Genomic DNA, 16615 nt, shown 5'->3' with positions numbered 1-16615 from the left:
GTCCCTAGAAGTCGACTTCGATCGCGATGCCCTTTTGCACGGCCAGATCAACGACCGCAGCCGCAACCGCCAAATCCTGCAATCCGACGCCGGTGCCATCAAACAGCGTGATCTGATCATCCGACGTGCGGCCTGCATGGGTGCCGTTTATGACCGCACCAAGTTGGTTGATGTCAGTTTCAGCAATCAAGCCAGCGCCAATCGCATGCTGGGCCTCACCGATGGAAATCGACTGCGCCACCTCGTCGGTAAAGACGGCGGCGCGTGCCAGCAATGCGGCCTCGACCTCTTGCTTGCCTTTGGTGTCGGTGCCCATGCAGGCGATGTGCGTGCCGGGCGACACGTGGTCCGCCATCAGCGACGGGGCAAAGGCCGACGTGATCGAGATGATGACATCTGCGTCAACCATGCCTTCCAATTCCACCGCCTCGAACGGCAAGCCTGCCTCTGTTGCGACTTTTTCGATGTTGGGCAGCATGTCGGGGTGATAGTTCCAGCCGATCACCTTTTCGAATTGCCGCTGCTCAAGTGCGGCGCGCAACTGGAATGTTGCCTGATGGCCTGCGCCGATCATGCCAATGACTGATGCGTCGTCACGTGCCAGATGTTTGATTGACACAGAAGAGGCCGCAGCCGTGCGCAGTGCCGTCAACAGGTTGCCGCCGACCATCGCCTTGGCCTTGCCGGTGTCTGGGTCGAACAGAAAAACCGTCGACTGGTGATTGATGATCCCGCGCTTTTCCAGATTATGGGGCCAGTAGCCGCCTGCTTTCAGACCAAGGGTCAAACCGGCCTGATCAAACCCACCCTTGAAGCCGTAAAGCGCATCTTCATGCCCGATCGCCTCGCGCACAACCGGGAAATTGTAAGCATCCCCTGCAGCCATGGCGGCAAAGACCTTTTCCACCGCATCAAAGGCGGCGTCGCGTGTCATCAGGTCGGCAATCTCGCGTTCGGGGACGATCAACATGGGAATTCTTCCTTGGTCTTTGATGTTTGAAACGCCCGCACAGCGACCAGTTGGGTCCATCATGCGGGCGTCTTTTCGTTTCGGTCAGAGCGACCTAGTAGGCTTTGCCGCGTGCGGACACGGGCCAAAGCGTTTCCACCTTGCCATTGCGCACACCCACATACCAGTCATGGACATTGCAGGTCGGGTCGCAGTGGCCGGGGACAAGTTTCAGCTTGTCATTGACCTTCAGCACGCGATCTGGGTCGCTGACCACGCCATGTTCATCGGAACATTTGACATACTCAACATCATCGCGACCATAGATCGTGGGCAGCCCGCTATCGACAGATTGCGCTTTGAGGCCTGCATCAACGATGGCTTTTTCGGGTTTCGCATGGCTCATCACTGTCGTCAGGATGAATAGCGCATTTTCCCATTCCCCCTGATCGATACGATTGCCGTCCTTGTCGAGGATACGGCCGTAGTCCGCATCCATGAACGCGTAGGAGCCGCATTGCAATTCGTTGTAAATACCTGAATTGCTTTCGAAGTAGTAGGAACCGGTGCCACCGCCACCGACAATGTCGCACTCAAGGCCCTGTGCCTTCAGCCCATTGACCGCATCGGCCACCTGCGCGATTGCCAGATCGACCTTGGCTTTGCGGTCGGCATAGCTGTCCATGTGCTGCATGGCGCCTTGATAGGCCTGAATACCCGCAAACTTCAGCCCCTCGGCGGCATCAATCAGCTTGGCAATGTTCACGACGTCCTGCGTGGTTGTCACTCCGCAACGACCTGCACCGCAGTCGATTTCAACCAGACATTCGATCTGTGTGCCATGCTTGACCGCAGCGGCAGAAAGGTCAGCCACATTGGCGGGGTCATCGACACAGCACAGCACACGCGCGCCCAGCTTGGGCATCCGGGCAAGACGGTCAATTTTCGCAAGGTCTGTGACCTGGTTGGAAACCATGACATCCTTGATGCCGCCGCGGGCGAAAACTTCCGCCTCAGACACCTTCTGGCAGCAGACGCCAACAGCGCCACCCAGTTTTTCCTGCAGCTTGGCCACATCAACTGATTTGTGCATCTTGCCGTGGACGCGGTGACGCATCCCGTGGGACTTGGCATAGTCGCCCATCTTCTTGATGTTGCGCTCAAGCGCATCAAGGTCCAGCACAAGGCAAGGCGTTTGAATATCAGCTTCGTCCATGCCGGGCAGGGCGGGAACATCATAGCCGACTTCGAGGTCGTCAAAATTTACGTGCGTGTTCATGAGGTATCCCCTTCATTTGATCCAAGGCAGCTTGTCAAGATCGACATTCCCGCCAGTGATAATTACGCCGACCCGCTTGCCTGCGAACCGGTCCTTGTTCTTGATGATGGTGGCCAGCGGCACCGCGCAGCTTGCCTCGATCACGATCTTCATGCGTTGCCATGTCAGCTTCATCGCGTCGATAATTTCCTGCTCGGAGGCGGTCAGAATGTCGGTGACATGGTTTGACACGAAATGCCACGTCAGGTCCTTGAGCGGCACTTTCAGCCCGTCCGCGACCGTGTTGGGCGCGTCGTCCGCGATGATATGCCCCGCCTTGAAGCTGCGATAGGCATCGTCGGCCTGTTCGGGTTCGGCGGCGATGATCTGTACTTCGGGCGCCATATGCGACAAGGTCAGACAGGTGCCTGAAATCATGCCACCGCCTCCGATCGGGGCGATTACCATATCAAGCCCATCGGTCTGTTCCATCAACTCGCGCGAACAAGTCCCCTGACCAGCGATGACCCTTGGGTCATTATAAGGATGCACGAAGTTCCCACCCGTCCGAGCCTGAACAGAAGCAAAGACTTCTTCCCGGCTGGTCGTGGACGGTTCGCATTCAGTGATTGTGCCGCCATAACCCCTTACCGCATCCTTTTTTGCCTGCGGCGCGGTGCGCGGCATGACAACATTACATGGAATACCCCGTCGCCCCGCTGCATAGCTGAGCGAGAGGGCATGGTTGCCCGATGAGTGCGTGCATACGCCGTTCTTGGCTTCTTCTTCGCTCAGTCCGAAAACAGCATTTGATGCACCGCGAACCTTGAAAGCACCGGCTTTCTGGAAGTTTTCGCATTTGAAGAACAACTCAGCGCCTGTCAAGCTGTTCAGATAGGACGACGTCAGTACCGGCGTGCGATGAATATACGGTTTGATCCGTTCATGCGCCGCCAACATGTCGTCGTAGGTCGGAATATACATGCCAGCGTCCTTCATTATGCTGCAGCTTTTTGGGCAAAGGCTGTGTGCGCGCGGTAGTATTCCTGCGCGGCAGCAACGCCTGCCCCCAGTTTGATATCCAGCCCAAGGTCAACCATGCACATTTCAGCGGTTGCAAGGCCGGAAAGCGTCATCACGTCTGTCAGGCTGCCCAAGTGACCGATGCGGAACACCTTGCCAGCCACGTCGCCCAAACCGACCCCAAATGCGACGCCGTAGGTTTCGGCAGCATGGGTCACAATATCGGTGGCGTTGAAGCCTTCGGGCGTGCGGATGGCGCTGACCGTATCGGAATAGACATCCGGCGTTTCAGCGCAAAGCTCCAGCCCCCATGCGTCAACAGCGGCGCGGACCCCTTCAGCGATGCGTGTGTGGCGGGCAAAGACATTCTCCAGCCCTTCTGCCATCAGCATCCCGCAGGCTTCGGTCAGGCCGTTCAGCAAACCGACCGCCGGGGTGTAGGGATAGGCGTTGTTGGCGTATCCTTTGGCCATGTCATGCACGTCAAAAAACGTGCGCGGCAGGGTGCCGGTCTTTGTCGCGGCCATCGCCTTTTCACTAAAGCCGACAATTGCCAGACCGGGAGGCAACATAAAGCCCTTTTGGGATCCGGTCACAGCAACATCGATCGCCCATTCATCAAACCGGAAGTCCATTGACCCGATCGAGGACACGCCGTCGACAAAAAGTAAGGCAGGGTGGCCTGCCGCATCCAGTGCCTTGCGGACCGCCGCAATGTCGGATTTGACGCCTGTTGCGGTCTCATTATGCGTGGCCAGAACGGCCTTGATCTGGTGGGATGTGTCTGCGGTCAAAATCTCTTCGTAGCGATCAACCGGGATACCCGCGCCCCAAGATGCTTCAACGATCTCGACGTCAAGCCCGTGCCGCTGACACAGGTCGATCCAACGATGCGAGAACATGCCGTTACGTGCCGCCAGAACCTTGTCACCACTGCTCAGGCAGTTGGTGACTGCGGTTTCCCAGCCGCCCGTGCCGGTGGACGGAAAGATAAATACCTCGGCCTTGTCGCTTTTCAGCACCTTTCGAACGCCATCGCGGGCCGGATGCAGGATTGTGCCAAACAATGGCGATCTGTGGTCAATCGTCGGCATGTCGCAGGCTTTGCGCAAATTCTCGGGGATGTTCGTTGGCCCCGGAATGAAAACTGGGTTTTGAAAGCTCATGTCCGTCTCCTCCTAATGTTGCGCCGAACATAGGGTATGACAATCTGTCGCGATAGTTTTTTGAAATTGTTTTTCAAAACGGGATCGTATCAAAAATCTGTTTCTTGTCAGTGCTTTAAATTTTTCATATCGTGAATACGAATTTCGCAAAGAAAAAGGGCTCTGGATGGAATCGCACGAAAACGAGAATCCGGGCGCACGTCGGGCGCGTGGCCGACCGCGCGGGTGGGACGACAAGACAGCGCAAAACACGATCAAATCGCTTGATCGCGCGATGGAGGTTTACGAGTTCCTGAGCGAGGCGCAAGGCAAGGCGCTGACGACAATTTCAACCGAGATGGGCCAATCTCCGGCGACTGTCTATCGGGTATTGGTCACGCTTGAAGGCCGCGGACTGGTGGAGTTCGACCCCGTTGAACAGGTCTGGCACATTGGACCGCAGGCCTTTGTCATCGGCGCAAGATTTCTGCGCCGCACCAGTCTTGTGGATCGGGCAAGGCCGATACTGCGCAAGCTGATGGAACAAACCGGCGAGACTGCCAACCTTGGCATCGAAAAAGAAGGGGCGGTTCTGTTCCTTAGTCAGGTCGAAACCCATGCCAGCATTCGCGCGTTCTTTCCGCCCGGCACGCTGTCGCCGATGTATGCATCGGGCATTGGCAAGGCGCTACTGGCGGAAATGGACGATGATCGTCTGGCCCGTGCGATGGCCTTTCAGGAGTTAAGCGCATTCACCCCATTCACGATCACAGATGCGGATGCATTACGGGCCGATCTTGCGCAGGTGCGTGCGAATGGCTTTTCCGTGGATGGCGAGGAAAAGAACCTTGGGATGCGTTGTATTGCCGCCCCGGTGTTTGACGTGAATGCCGAAGCGATTGCAGGCATTTCCGTCTCCGGCCCCACCAGCAGGGTTAGCCCCGATGACATCGACCGGCTGAGTGCCTTCGTCAAAGACGCGGCCCATGCCCTGTCGCTGGCAATTGGTGGGCAGGCTGACGGGCGGTCATGAAGGCGGGCGCAGTTTCATATGCCGATTGACATCCTTGTAAAGCAGATAGCGGAACTTGCCCGGGCCCCCAGCATAACAGGCCTGCGGACAAAAGGCGCGCAACCACATGAAGTCGCCTGCCTCTACCTCGACCCAGTCATTGTTGAGCCGGTAGACGGCCTTGCCTTCCAGCACGTAAAGCCCGTGTTCCATCACATGGGTTTCAAGAAACGGGATGACACCGCCAGGTTCAAAGGTGACGATCGTCACATGCATGTCATGGCGTAAGTCGGTCGGGTCAACGAATCGGGTTGTCGCCCATTTGCCGTCCGTGTCGGGCATGACGGTCGGGGCGATGTCCTTTTCGTTTGCAATTACAACATCCGGATGAGGGAGGCCCGGAACGGCCTCATAGGCTTTTCTGATCCAGTGAAACCGCAACATGTCGTCGCTGCGATTGCGCAAGCTCCAGTCGCTGCCGGGTGGAATGAAGGCATAGCCGCCGGGCGCAAGCTGATGCGTGTCCCCCGCAATCGTCAGCGTGGCTGTCCCTTCGACAATGAACAGGACGCCTTCGGCGCCGGGGTCTGCTTCGGGCTGGTCAGAGCCGCCGCCGGGGGCCACTTCCATGATGTACTGCGAAAAGGTTTCCGCAAAACCGCTAAGCGGGCGCGCGATTACCCACAGCCGCGTTTCATCCCAAAAGGGCAGAAAGCTGGTCACGATATCGCGCATTGTGCCTTTGGGAATGACGGCATAGGCATCGGTGAAAATGGCGCGGTCGGTCAAGAGCTGGTCTTGGCCTGGGTGCCCGCCTGTAGGCGCAAAATACGTCGCTGACATGAAAATTCCTATGGCTGGGCGATCTTTTTAAAATATGTGCCGCGCGCATTCCGTATGCCACCCACATTTATGCGACAGCACCTTTCGGAACTATTTGATAATCATGGGGGATTGACCAGATTTTGCTGCTGATCGGTGCGAAAGCCCTATCGAAACATATGCCAATGCCCGCGTTCTTTTTGCGAGACCTTGTAGAGTTGCCGCCATAAAGTTCCCGTCAGCAAAAGGGAGCAAATCAGTGAAAACCAACGCGCAAGCCGTTGTGATCGGCGGCGGCCTTGTCGGCTGTTCAATTCTGTACCATCTCGCCAAACTTGGCTGGACCGATGTTGTTCTGCTGGAGCGTGATGAACTGACGTCGGGGTCCACCTGGCATGCGGCGGCCAACATTCACGGTTTGCACGACAGCACGAATATCAGCCGCATTCAGCACTATACGATGAACCTTTACAAGGAACTGGAGGCCGAAACCGGGCAAGGCTGCGGTGTGTTCCAGCCGGGCTCGCTTTATCTTGCGCAAACGCAAGAGCGCGAACATCAATTGCGTCTGCAAGAGGCGAAAGCCAGATACTACGGGATGAACTTTCACGAAGTGACGCTGGACGAGGCGCGCGCCCTGCACCCGCTTGCCAATTTCGACGATATTCGCTGCATCATGTTCGAACCCGACGGCGGCAATGTGGATCCCTCCGGCGTGACACAGGCCTATGCCGCAGGCGCCCGCCAGTTGGGCGCACAGATCGAACGGTTCTGCCCGGTCACGGCAACAACCCAGCAACCTGACGGATCCTGGATTGTCGCGACGCCCAAAGGCGACATTCATACCCAATGGGTCGTCAATGCGGCGGGTCTGTGGGGTCGCGAGGTCGCGGCGCTGGCGGGGATCACACTGCCGCTGCAACCCACTGAACATCAGTATTTCGTGACGGAAACCATGCCAGAGGTCGCGGACCTCGGTTGGCGTTTGCCTTCTATCGCGGACCGTGACGGCGAATATTACCTGCGTCAGGAAGGCAATGGATTGCTGATCGGCGCTTACGAGAAAGACGTGCGTTTCTGGGCCGAAGACGGCACGCCGCCGGATTTCGGGCACGAGCTGTTCGCCGATGATCTGGAACGGATCATGGACAACGTCATGCGTGCGATGGACCGGGTTCCTGCGGCGGCAGAGGCAGGCGTCAAACGGGTCATCAATGGCCCGATGATCTGGTCGCCTGACAGCAATGCGCTTTATGGTCCGGTGCCGGAATTGCGCAACTATTTCTGCTGTACAGGGATTATTCCGGGATTTTCGCAGTCCGGCGGGCTTGGGCTTTTGTCGGCGCAATGGATCATTGATGGTGAGCCGCAATACGACATGTTCGCGTGGGACCTTGCCCGTTTTGGCGATTGGGCTGACAAGCGCTTCACCAAGGCGCGGGTAGCGGACCAGTATGCGCACCGCTTCTCTATCCACTTCCCGAACGAGGAACGCAGCGCCGGTCGCCCCGTGCGCGTGCGCCCTGCCTATGAAATGCAAAAGGACATGGGTGGGGTCTTTGGGTTGAACTGCGGCTGGGAACATCCTTTGTGGTTTGCGGACGCGCCGGGTGCTGTCGAGACCAACGGTTTCACCCGTCAAAACTGGTTTGAGCCGGTGGCGCGCGAGGTGCAGATGCTGCGCGACCGCGCCGGTGTGATCGACATCTCGAACTTTGCCAATTACGAGGTCAGCGGCCCCGGCGCTGCGGCGTGGTTGGATCAGGTGTTGGCAAACCATATGCCAACCCAAGTGGGCCGGTCCTGTCTGACGCCCCTGATCGGGGTGCGTGGGGGGATCGCAGGAGATTTCACCGTCACAAAAACTGCCGAAGATCGCTTTATGATGATCGGTTCCGGCATGGCAGAACGCTATCACCAGCGTTTCTTCAATGCAGTACCGCTGCCCGAAGGCACGCAGTTTGTGAACAAGACCGATGAGATTTGCGGGTTCAATGTTGCGGGCCCACAGTCGCGTGCGCTGTTGCAAAGGCTGACCAATGCAGACCTGAGCACGCAGGCATTCCGTTTCATGCGTAGCCAGACGATCAAGGTCGCAGGCGTGACCTGCCATGCCATCCGGGTCAGTTTTACCGGCGATCTTGGTTGGGAATTGCATTGTGCCGCTGATGATCAGGTCAGGCTTTACACAGCCTTGCTGGATGCCGCACGGGCGGTTGATGGTGGGCCCGTTGGTAGCCGTGCGCTTGGCGCACTACGGATCGAAAAGGGCTACGGCAGTTGGGGCCGTGAATATAGCCCTGAATACTGGCCGCAAGAGGTCGCCCTTGAGCGGTTGGTCAAGACGGACAAGGATTTCCTGAACAAGGCTGCCTTTATAGCGATCAAGGACAATGCCCCACGCGAGCGGCTTTCGATTTTCGAAGTAGATGCGGTGCATCGTGCGGATGCATCCGGCGGAGAGCCCATTTTTTTGCCGAATGGTACACCCGTCGGGCGGGTCACGTCCGGGGCATATGGTGCATCGGTCGGCAAATCGCTGGCGTTGGGGTTTGTGAAAGACGGAACAGCCAAGGCAGGCGATACAGTGGATATTTTCATTCTTGGCAAGCCGCATCGGGCGACCCTGCTGGCCGCACCCCCGTTTGACCCTGATGGCGAAAGGTTACGCGCCTAAGCTGGGTCAGGGACCAGCCTTGGCAAAATCGATCAGAAACGCCCTGAATATCTGGGCCGGTTTGTTGCCCGCCCCTTTCGGCTTGGAGATGTAACAGGACCACGGGCTGTCGATGTCCGTGGCAAACGGTTCGACCAGCAGCCCCCGGTCCAGATAGTTGCCAAGGTGTGATCGGGGAAAAATGGCGCAGCCCTGCCCACAGGCGGCCAGTTCAAGTGCGACATTCAGGGAATTTGTCTTGGCACCGCTGGCAAGGTTCCAGTTGGTCAAGCCGTGATGCGCTGCAAAGATTTGCCAATAGGCGGTCCGCCCCAACATATGAATCAGCTGCGCATCGCGCATCTGCGCGGGTTCTGTCAGCGGCGCGCCATTGACCTGATAGTCAGGCGCACAAACAACCGCCAGTTTTTCACGCCACAAGACGTCGGCACCATCGGGGGCCTCTTCTGGACGGGCCGATGACAATGACACATCGGCAATCCCTTCATATTCATCCCCCCAAATCCTGCCGTGAATCGTCACGGCAATGTCGGAATGCGCGCCATTGAAGCTGGCCACGACACGGGTCAGCCAATTTTGCGCCAATGAAATGGGGCAAGACACCACGACCTTCTTTTCGTGCAGCGACGTCATGATCGCTTCGGTTGCTTCGTCAATCTCTGTCAGGGCGTGGCGGACGGCGGGCAGATAGGCCTCGCCCAGTGTTGTCAGCGCAAGGCTGCGAGGGTGACGGATGAAAAGGGGACGCCCGATGAATTCTTCAAGCGATCTGACGTGATGACTGATCGCGGACTGGGTATAGCCCAGTTCTTCGGCGGCGGCGGTAAAGCTTAGGTGCCGTGCGGCGGCCTCAAAGGACCTGACATAATTCAGGTGGGGGGCATTGTTCACATCAGAATCCTTCCGCCGCTATGACATCACTATTCCCACCCCAAAAGCAAGCTTTGCGCCAAAAAAAGGAGGGCATCGGAGTGCCTGCTTGACCTTCCCTGCCAGTCAGTGATCACTTGAAGTCGGGTAGGGCGGTCTTTGCGAAGGAAACGGGCAAGATGACAACTTTTGACAGTGTAGTCAGTGGCGGGCAGGTGGTCACGCCAGAGGGTGTCATCACCGCTGACGTCGGTATCAAGGATGGCAAGATAGCCGCGATTGGTACCGGACTGATAGCCGAAAAGCAGATAGACGCCCATGGCAAATGGGTGATGCCGGGCGGCGTGGATGCGCATGCTCATATCGAACAGATGTCCGGCATGGGCGTGATTAACGCGGACACGTTTGAAACTGCCACAAAGTCGGCGGCGATGGGCGGCACGACAAGCGTGATTTCCTTTGCCGCACAGGCCAAGGGCCAACCGCTGGCCCAAACGGTGGCCGACTACAGCGCACGGGCGCAACGCGGCGCGATGATTGATTATGCTTTTCATCTGACGCTGACTGATCTTGCGGTGCCTGACTTCGAGGCTGATCTGGCGGCATTGATTGCCAGCGGGCACCGGTCGCTGAAGGTATTTACCACCTACAATATCAAGCTGGACGACCACGAAATACTGTCTGTCATGGCGCAGGCGCGCGCGCATGGTGCGCTGGTGTGCGTTCATCCTGAAACCGATGCGATACTGGGCCATGCGAAGGCAGCTCTGATCGCTGCGAGTCAGACCCGCCCCAAGGATCATGCCGCATCGCACCCGCGCTTCGCCGAAATTGATGCAATTGGTCGGATGTGCCGCTTTGCCGATTATCTGGACCAACCTGTGATGTTGTTCCATGTGTCGACCGCCGAAGGGGCCGCCGAGGTGGCAATGGCACGTGCTGCGGGCGTGCCTGTCTGGGCCGAAACATGCCCGCATTATCTGTTCATGACCGAAGACGTGCTGGACCGACCGGGGCTGGAAGGGGCCAAGTGGATGTGTTCGCCGCCGCAACGACAGGCGGCAGACCAGCAGGCCCTGTGGCAAGCGCTCGCCGCTGGTGATCTGGATCTGGTGTCATCGGACCATGCGCCCTATCGCTACGATGAAAGCGGGAAGCTTTCTGCCGGGCCTGATGCGGGATTTCACCAGATTGCCAATGGTCTGCCGGGTCTGGAAACGCGGTTGCCGCTGATGTTTGATGCCATGATGCAACCGGGCGGGCAGGGGCCAGAAATGTTTGCGCAAATCACCGCCACTGCGCCAGCGCAGATCTACGGGCTGCCGGGCAAGGGAGTTATCGGCGAAGGGATGGACGCTGATCTGGTGATCTGGGACCCTGACAAGACCGTCACTTACGGACCCAACGATCTGCATGACAATGTGGGCTATAATCCGTGGGAGGGCCGCACAATCACCGGTTGGCCGGCCCAAGTGATGTTGCGCGGCACGGTGATCTGCCGGAACGGCACATTTGATGGCACTCCCGGAACTGGTCAGTGGATCAACAGGCCTGTTTTGGCGACCCGCCCGCGCCATTTGCAGGAGGCAAAATGACCCGACCGGAGGCGCCGCACGCCCTTGCAATCACATTCTTTTACTATCGCGACCTGCCCCGCGCGATGCAGTTCTACGAGGACATCATCGGCTTGCCGCTGGCCATCGATCAGGGCTGGTGCAAGATCTACCAGATTTGTCCCGGCGCCCATGTTGGGCTGGTCGACGAAACGCGGGGCATGAACAAATGGTCGGCGCAAAAGCCGGTGCAACTGTGTATCAGGGTGGTGGATGTGAATGCATGGTATGCCTATGCCCGTGAGCACGCCCTTGATGGACTTTCTGAGCTGTTCGAAAATGACCAACTCGGCATCCGCGCCTTTGTCTTTCACGATCCAGAGGGCTACCAGATCGAAATTCAGTCAGCGACGCGGGCAGGCGCATGAGTGCGCTGATCATCATAAACCCCAATTCATCGCAAACGGTGACCGACGGGATAGATGCGGCCGTAGCGCCTTTGCGGAGCTTTGGCACCCCGATCAGGTGCTTGACATTAGCCGAAGGACCGCCGGGCATCGAAAGCCAGAAGCAGGCGGATCTGACCGTGGCGCCGATGCTGAAACTGGCCGCAGAACAGGCGGACGCGGCAGGCTATGTCATTGCCTGTTTCGGTGATCCGGGGCTGCACGCATTGCGTGACCAGACCCATTTGCCCGTTGTGGGCATTCAAGAGGCTGCCGTCATGACCGCCCTTACCCTTGGCCAACGCTTTGGGGTGATCGCGATCATGCCCGGCTCAATCCCGCGTCATCTGCGCGCCTTTGGTGCAATGAGCGTGCTGGACAGGCTCGCGGGGGATCGTGCGCTGGGGCTTGGCGTGGCCGATCTGGCCGATCCGGACAGAAGCCTTGCCGCGATGATTGCGACGGGCAAACGGCTGCGGGATGAAGATGGTGCGCATGTGCTGATTATGGGGTGCGCAGGCATGGCGCATTACCGCCCCACCCTGGAAACAGAAACCGGATTGCCCGTGGTCGAACCTTGCCAAGCGGCCACAGCCATGGTGCTTGGGCATATTGCGCTAGGCCAAAGTCATCGAAGGGACCAGAATTAGATGATCAATGAACAAACCAAAGGCGTCTATACGATTGCCGTAACCCCGTTTCTGCCTGACGGGTCCATCGACTGGGACAGCGTAGATCGGATGGTCGATTTCTACATTGAAAAGGGGGCTAGCGGGCTGACTATCCTTGGGATGATGGGCGAGGCGGGCAAGCTGACAGCGGCTGAATCGGAACAGATGGTCGCCCGGGTTGTCGCCCGCAGTACGGTGCCGGTGATTGTCGGCGTCTCTGCACCCGGGTTTGCTGCGATCAAGACGCTGGCCGATGGGTCGATGGACAAGGGTGCAGCCGGTGTGATGGTCGCACCGCCCGGCAGCTTGCGGACGGATGATCAAATAAGGACATACTATCGCGGAATTGCAGATATTTTGGGCGATATACCATTTGTTTTGCAGGATTTTCCGCTGGTCACGGGGGTTGTCATTTCACCGTCGGTCATTTTGCAGATCATCGCGGATTGCCCGACTTGCATGATGCTCAAACATGAAGATTGGCCGGGCTTGGAGAAAATCAGCGCACTGCGTGCGGCCTCCGACGCAGGTGCGCGCCGGATTTCAATCCTGTGTGGAAATGGCGGGCTTTATCTTTTGGAAGAAATGTTGCGGGGTGCGGATGGGGCGATGACCGGCTTTGCCTATCCTGAAATGATGGCGCAGGTCATCGCCGCCGCAGCCACCGACATTGAGCGTGCCCGCGATATTTTTGACGCCTACATGCCAATGGTCCGTTACGAGGCGCAACCGGGGATGGGGCTGGCCATCAGGAAATATACGCTGGCGCAACGCGGCGTGATTGCCCATCCGACCTTGCGCAAACCGGGGGCGGTGCTGAGCGATGCGGCCTGTCAGGAAGTCAATGCGCTTGCCAGCCGGCAGGTTGCGAGACTGCGGGTTTTGGGCCTATGACAAAACCGACTATCATTCTTGATCCTCATTGGCGCCAGATGGATGAATTGTTTTCGGCCCCGGCACAAGCGCAGCTTTTTGACCAGTACAACGTGGTCTGGGGCAAGGACGACCCGATGCCGCCAGAGCTTTTGGCGGCGTCATTGCCCGATACATCGGTTCTGATTGCTGCGACACCGCATGTGCAAGCTGATGCATTGGCCGCAGCCCCACAATTGCGAGCCGTGATCGAGGTATCGGGCGCGTTTCCCGACACCATCGACTATGCGGCTTGTGACGCGGCGGGGGTCGAGGTGTTAAGTTGTGCGCCGGGCTTCCGACGGGCTGTGGCTGAAATGGGGCTGGGCATGGCTATTGCCGGTGCGCGGGGGCTGGTCACTGAACACGAGCAGTTTCGTGCGGGTGGGGAAAACTGGCTGAACGACAATACCCACACTGACTTTTCGCTGTTTGGTGCTGAGATCGGCTTTATCGGGTTTGGTCAGATTGCACAGGAATTAAGCCGCCTTCTGGCTCCGTTTTCCGCTCAAATCAAGGCATATGATCCGTGGCTGCCCACGGATGTTGCAGACCGGTTCGGGGTGACCTTGATGGATTTGGATGCGCTTTTGCGCAATGTGCGATGCCTGTTCGTGACTGCTGTGCCGACCGTTGAAAACCTGCATCTTCTGAATGCGTCCAATCTGGCCAAACTGCCGGATCAGGCCCTTGTTGTCTTGCTGAGCCGGGCGCATCTGGTGGATTTCGACGCGCTGACGGATGCGGTGACATCAGGGCGCATCCGGGCTGCCATTGATGTGTTCCCGCATGAGCCCATTGCTGCGGATGACCCACTGCGCCGGGTTGAAAATGTGATCCTTTCGCCGCACCGGGCGGCAGCGGTGAAGGGGGGACGCCAGTTGATCGGTGATATGATTGTGGCCGACCTGAGCGCGATCTTTTCGGGCGGGCCTGCGCGACAATTGGGGCGGGCTGACACAGCCAAAATTGGTTCATTGGCCGGGGTTGGGGATGCCGCGCAGGTTGCCGATATGGCAAAGGAACGCAAGTAAACCGACCCGCCGGATACAGAGCAGCCAGCAGAATTCAAAGCGGGGTTCAGCGCCAATGACATTTTGGTGGCAATGCGTTTCGCACACGACGTCCCCTGGAAGTTGATGACCTGAGCCAGTTTCAGGATGGGGGACGAAGGGTTCTGCGTTATTCTGCGCGACGCGATGCACGAGGCTGCGATCGCAAAAGCCCGCGTGATCCGCAATGGAGTCATCGGCGTACCGTTTGTTTTTGATGGCGTGCCACTGCCGATTGCCGCGAACTTTGGCATTTCAGAACCCACACTGAATTATCTGAAATTTGACGTCGTTCTGCGACGGGCTGATGCTGCTCTCTCTCAGGCAAAGTCAACAGGGCGTGACCCTAAGCTGCATGTTTCGTGCGTTTCGGCGTGTGCAGCTATTGCGTTGTTCAGTGGCTCATCAAGACCGGAATTTTGGCGCGCAGTGCAATATCGTGGGTGACGCCGCCGATCAGACCTTCGCGCAGGGGCGAGTGTTCGTAGGCCCCCATGACAAGCAGGCTTGCGCCGACGGTATCGCAATGGTTCACCAGCGTGTCCGCGATAGATTTTTTGCTGCGCGGAAGTTCGGTCAGCGTCACGTTCACATCATGGCGATCCAGAATGGTGCGCACGTCGATCCCGGGCAGTGAATCCGCGAGGGGGGAACGCCCGACCGATACGATTTCGACCTCATCCTCGGCCTTGAGAATCTGCATCGCGTCAGCGAGGGCCCGCGCTGCGGCGCGCCCGCCGTCCCAAGCCAGAACGGCGCGTTTTCCAAATAGGCTGCCCTCGAAATTGGCCGGAAAGATGATGACCGGACGCCCACTGTCAAAGGTGACGCGGTCTGGATAAATGTCGATATGGCTCAGGTTTTGTTCAAGCGTACTTTCGTGCATCCCCAAAACGGTGATGTCAAAAAGCCGGGCATAGCGCGCGACGGTCCGCTGTACCGAACCGCCACTGTCGATCCAATGCAGCTTTTCAGGCGGTACGTTTGCGCAGGTCTCGCTGAATTTGTCTTGCATGTCGCTGTTGGGGCTGTCGGCGACGGACATGATCGCCTCTTGAATTTTCTTCGGCATCCAGGGTTTCATCTGGCGCGACAAGACCGGGTTGCCATGCGCAAAAAGCCCGGTCAGATGCGCGTCGTAATATTGCTGCATCAGGACGGCCCCCCGCAGGGCGGTGTTTGAGCCGGGTAACCCGTTATAGGCCACAAGAATATTCTTGATCGTCATCGTCTGAACCTTTTACCCGTAAAGTCCCGCAGTGCGGCCACGTAATTGAATGAGTGCCAGCACCGTGTCGATTGTCGGGGTTGGCGTTTCTGTCACGCGCCCCAGTTCCTGCACCGAACCAACAAGCGCGTCGATTTCCATCGGGCGCCCCTGATCAAGGTCCTGCAACATTGAAGTGCGGTGCGCACCCACAGCGGCACCGCCGTCAATCCGCCGCTCTACATCGATGGGGAATTTCACGCCCAGTTTTTCGGCGATTTCCTGTGCCTCCAGCATCATTCCCTTGGCGACCGCCCGCGTGCCGGGGTCGGTGCAAAGGACATCCAGCGTGGCATGTGTCAACGCCGAGATCGGGTTGAATGACAGGTTGCCCCAGAGCTTGACCCAGATTTCATCGCGCAGGCGCGGGCGCACGGGTGCTTTCAATCCGGCAGCCGACAGCGCCTTGGACAGGGCCAACGCACGGTCGGATTTGCTGCCGTCGGGTTCGCCCAGCGAAAAGCGGTTGCCTTCGATATGTTTGATTGTGCCCGGTTCGGTCACTTCGGCTGCGGGGTAGACGACACAGCCCAACACCCGGTCCGGTCCAAAGCCATCCCATTGGGCATTGCCGGGGTCAACCGTGGCCAGCCGTGTGCCTTCAAGGTCGGTGCCGATCTTGTGGAAATACCACCATGGCACGCCATTCACGCCGCTCACGATTGTTGTGTTATCCCCGATCAGCGGTTGCATTTTGGGCACGACGGGAGGCACTGAATGCGCCTTGAGCGTGACGATCACATAGTCCTGCGGCCCCAGATCGGCGGGGTTGTCGCTGGCGGTGACGGGAACTGTGACAGGGTCCTTGTCTTCCTCGATCAGGGTCAGGCCCTTTTCGTTCATGGCGGCCAGATGTGGCCCGCGGGCCACAAGGCTGACATCGGCCCCGGCCTGCGCCAGCTTGACGCCCATATAGCCGCCGATTGCGCCTGCTCCAAAAATACAGATTTTCATGGTG

Annotated in this window: 16 protein-coding genes; 8 read left to right on the top strand and 8 right to left on the bottom strand. The window is 58.2% G+C overall.

Annotation, left to right across the window (positions count from 1 at the left end):
- Positions 1 to 4: 4 nt before the first annotated feature.
- The 4 genes from bhcD to bhcA all read right to left on the bottom strand — a co-directional run bounded on the left by bhcD (position 5) and on the right by bhcA (position 4396).
- Positions 5 to 970, bottom strand: coding sequence for an iminosuccinate reductase BhcD (gene bhcD, locus C8N45_RS12260; RefSeq protein ID WP_108386543.1), 966 nt, complete (start codon positions 968 to 970; stop codon positions 5 to 7).
- A 94-nt stretch (positions 971 to 1064) separates the two neighbouring features.
- Positions 1065 to 2228: a 3-hydroxy-D-aspartate aldolase BhcC gene (gene bhcC, locus C8N45_RS12255; RefSeq protein WP_108386542.1), complete on the bottom strand. Its 1164-nt coding sequence runs from the start codon at positions 2226 to 2228 to the stop codon at positions 1065 to 1067.
- A 12-nt stretch (positions 2229 to 2240) separates the two neighbouring features.
- Complete coding sequence (gene bhcB / locus C8N45_RS12250; protein WP_108386541.1) at positions 2241 to 3206, bottom strand: beta-hydroxyaspartate dehydratase BhcB; 966 nt, start codon at positions 3204 to 3206, stop codon at positions 2241 to 2243.
- Positions 3206 to 4396: an L-aspartate--glyoxylate aminotransferase BhcA gene (bhcA, locus tag C8N45_RS12245; protein ID WP_108386540.1), complete on the bottom strand. Its 1191-nt coding sequence runs from the start codon at positions 4394 to 4396 to the stop codon at positions 3206 to 3208. The genes bhcB and bhcA overlap by 1 nt, the downstream gene beginning before the upstream one ends.
- Positions 4397 to 4562: 166 nt before the next feature.
- Here bhcA and bhcR point away from each other — a divergent pair, with 166 nt between their 5' ends.
- Positions 4563 to 5408, top strand: coding sequence for an HTH-type transcriptional regulator BhcR (gene bhcR, locus C8N45_RS12240; protein WP_108386539.1), 846 nt, complete (start codon positions 4563 to 4565; stop codon positions 5406 to 5408).
- Here the strand turns inward: bhcR and C8N45_RS12235 are convergent.
- Complete coding sequence (locus tag C8N45_RS12235) at positions 5403 to 6230, bottom strand: bifunctional allantoicase/(S)-ureidoglycine aminohydrolase (protein ID WP_108386538.1); 828 nt, start codon at positions 6228 to 6230, stop codon at positions 5403 to 5405. The two genes, bhcR and C8N45_RS12235, sit on opposite strands and share 6 nt — an antisense overlap.
- A gap of 238 nt (positions 6231 to 6468) precedes the next feature.
- Between C8N45_RS12235 and C8N45_RS12230 the strand changes: the two genes are divergently transcribed.
- Positions 6469 to 8886 carry a GcvT family protein gene (locus C8N45_RS12230; RefSeq protein WP_108386537.1) on the top strand — a complete coding sequence of 806 codons (2418 nt, stop codon included), beginning with the start codon at positions 6469 to 6471 and terminating at the stop codon, positions 8884 to 8886.
- Between the two features lie 6 nt (positions 8887 to 8892).
- Here the strand turns inward: C8N45_RS12230 and C8N45_RS12225 are convergent, their stop codons facing one another.
- The gene (locus C8N45_RS12225; RefSeq protein WP_108386536.1) at positions 8893 to 9777 is read right to left on the bottom strand and encodes a LysR substrate-binding domain-containing protein; all 885 of its coding nucleotides are present in this window, start codon (positions 9775 to 9777) and stop codon (positions 8893 to 8895) included.
- Between the two features lie 158 nt (positions 9778 to 9935).
- Here C8N45_RS12225 and hydA point away from each other — a divergent pair, with 158 nt between their 5' ends.
- The 6 genes from hydA to C8N45_RS24100 all read left to right on the top strand — a co-directional run bounded on the left by hydA (position 9936) and on the right by C8N45_RS24100 (position 14837).
- Complete coding sequence (gene hydA, locus C8N45_RS12220; protein ID WP_108386535.1) at positions 9936 to 11351, top strand: dihydropyrimidinase; 1416 nt, start codon at positions 9936 to 9938, stop codon at positions 11349 to 11351.
- Entirely contained in the window at positions 11348 to 11737 is a 390-nt protein-coding gene (locus C8N45_RS12215; protein WP_108386534.1) for a VOC family protein, read from the top strand. The genes hydA and C8N45_RS12215 overlap by 4 nt, the downstream gene beginning before the upstream one ends.
- Entirely contained in the window at positions 11734 to 12405 is a 672-nt protein-coding gene (locus C8N45_RS12210) for an aspartate/glutamate racemase family protein (RefSeq protein ID WP_108386533.1), read from the top strand. The genes C8N45_RS12215 and C8N45_RS12210 overlap by 4 nt, the downstream gene beginning before the upstream one ends.
- On the top strand, positions 12406 to 13320 hold the full coding sequence (locus C8N45_RS12205; protein ID WP_108386532.1) for a dihydrodipicolinate synthase family protein: 915 nt from the start codon (positions 12406 to 12408) through the stop codon (positions 13318 to 13320).
- The gene (locus C8N45_RS12200) at positions 13317 to 14372 is read left to right on the top strand and encodes an NAD(P)-dependent oxidoreductase (RefSeq protein WP_108386531.1); all 1056 of its coding nucleotides are present in this window, start codon (positions 13317 to 13319) and stop codon (positions 14370 to 14372) included. Before C8N45_RS12205 ends, C8N45_RS12200 begins: the two co-directional genes overlap by 4 nt.
- Positions 14373 to 14498: 126 nt before the next feature.
- Positions 14499 to 14837 carry a GGDEF domain-containing protein gene (locus C8N45_RS24100; protein ID WP_108386530.1) on the top strand — a complete coding sequence of 113 codons (339 nt, stop codon included), beginning with the start codon at positions 14499 to 14501 and terminating at the stop codon, positions 14835 to 14837.
- On the opposite strand, the gene C8N45_RS12190 is transcribed toward C8N45_RS24100, so the two are convergent.
- Positions 14785 to 15618 carry a universal stress protein gene (locus C8N45_RS12190; protein WP_108386529.1) on the bottom strand — a complete coding sequence of 278 codons (834 nt, stop codon included), beginning with the start codon at positions 15616 to 15618 and terminating at the stop codon, positions 14785 to 14787. The genes C8N45_RS24100 and C8N45_RS12190 overlap by 53 nt on opposite strands.
- Before the next feature lie 12 nt (positions 15619 to 15630).
- The gene (locus tag C8N45_RS12185) at positions 15631 to 16611 is read right to left on the bottom strand and encodes a 2-dehydropantoate 2-reductase (protein ID WP_108386528.1); all 981 of its coding nucleotides are present in this window, start codon (positions 16609 to 16611) and stop codon (positions 15631 to 15633) included.
- Between the last annotated feature and the right edge of the window lie 4 nt (positions 16612 to 16615).

Origin of the sequence: Yoonia sediminilitoris (genome assembly GCF_003058085.1) — a bacterium.
Taxonomy (GTDB): Bacteria; Pseudomonadota; Alphaproteobacteria; order Rhodobacterales; family Rhodobacteraceae; genus Yoonia; species Yoonia sediminilitoris.
Note: the sequence above shows the minus strand (reverse complement) of the source record. Positions and strands in the feature narration are given on the sequence as shown.

Coding starts and splice junctions, on each gene's coding strand:
- bhcC (WP_108386542.1), bottom strand. CDS start 2,228: ATGAACACGCACGTAAATTTTGACGACCTCGAAGTCGGCTATGATGTT.
- C8N45_RS12200 (WP_108386531.1), top strand. CDS start 13,317: ATGACAAAACCGACTATCATTCTTGATCCTCATTGGCGCCAGATGGAT.
- bhcR (WP_108386539.1), top strand. CDS start 4,563: ATGGAATCGCACGAAAACGAGAATCCGGGCGCACGTCGGGCGCGTGGC.
- C8N45_RS12210 (WP_108386533.1), top strand. CDS start 11,734: ATGAGTGCGCTGATCATCATAAACCCCAATTCATCGCAAACGGTGACC.
- C8N45_RS12215 (WP_108386534.1), top strand. CDS start 11,348: ATGACCCGACCGGAGGCGCCGCACGCCCTTGCAATCACATTCTTTTAC.
- C8N45_RS12185 (WP_108386528.1), bottom strand. CDS start 16,611: ATGAAAATCTGTATTTTTGGAGCAGGCGCAATCGGCGGCTATATGGGC.
- C8N45_RS12235 (WP_108386538.1), bottom strand. CDS start 6,230: ATGTCAGCGACGTATTTTGCGCCTACAGGCGGGCACCCAGGCCAAGAC.
- hydA (WP_108386535.1), top strand. CDS start 9,936: ATGACAACTTTTGACAGTGTAGTCAGTGGCGGGCAGGTGGTCACGCCA.
- C8N45_RS12190 (WP_108386529.1), bottom strand. CDS start 15,618: ATGACGATCAAGAATATTCTTGTGGCCTATAACGGGTTACCCGGCTCA.
- C8N45_RS24100 (WP_108386530.1), top strand. CDS start 14,499: ATGGGGGACGAAGGGTTCTGCGTTATTCTGCGCGACGCGATGCACGAG.
- bhcB (WP_108386541.1), bottom strand. CDS start 3,206: ATGAAGGACGCTGGCATGTATATTCCGACCTACGACGACATGTTGGCG.
- bhcD (WP_108386543.1), bottom strand. CDS start 970: ATGTTGATCGTCCCCGAACGCGAGATTGCCGACCTGATGACACGCGAC.
- C8N45_RS12205 (WP_108386532.1), top strand. CDS start 12,406: ATGATCAATGAACAAACCAAAGGCGTCTATACGATTGCCGTAACCCCG.
- bhcA (WP_108386540.1), bottom strand. CDS start 4,396: ATGAGCTTTCAAAACCCAGTTTTCATTCCGGGGCCAACGAACATCCCC.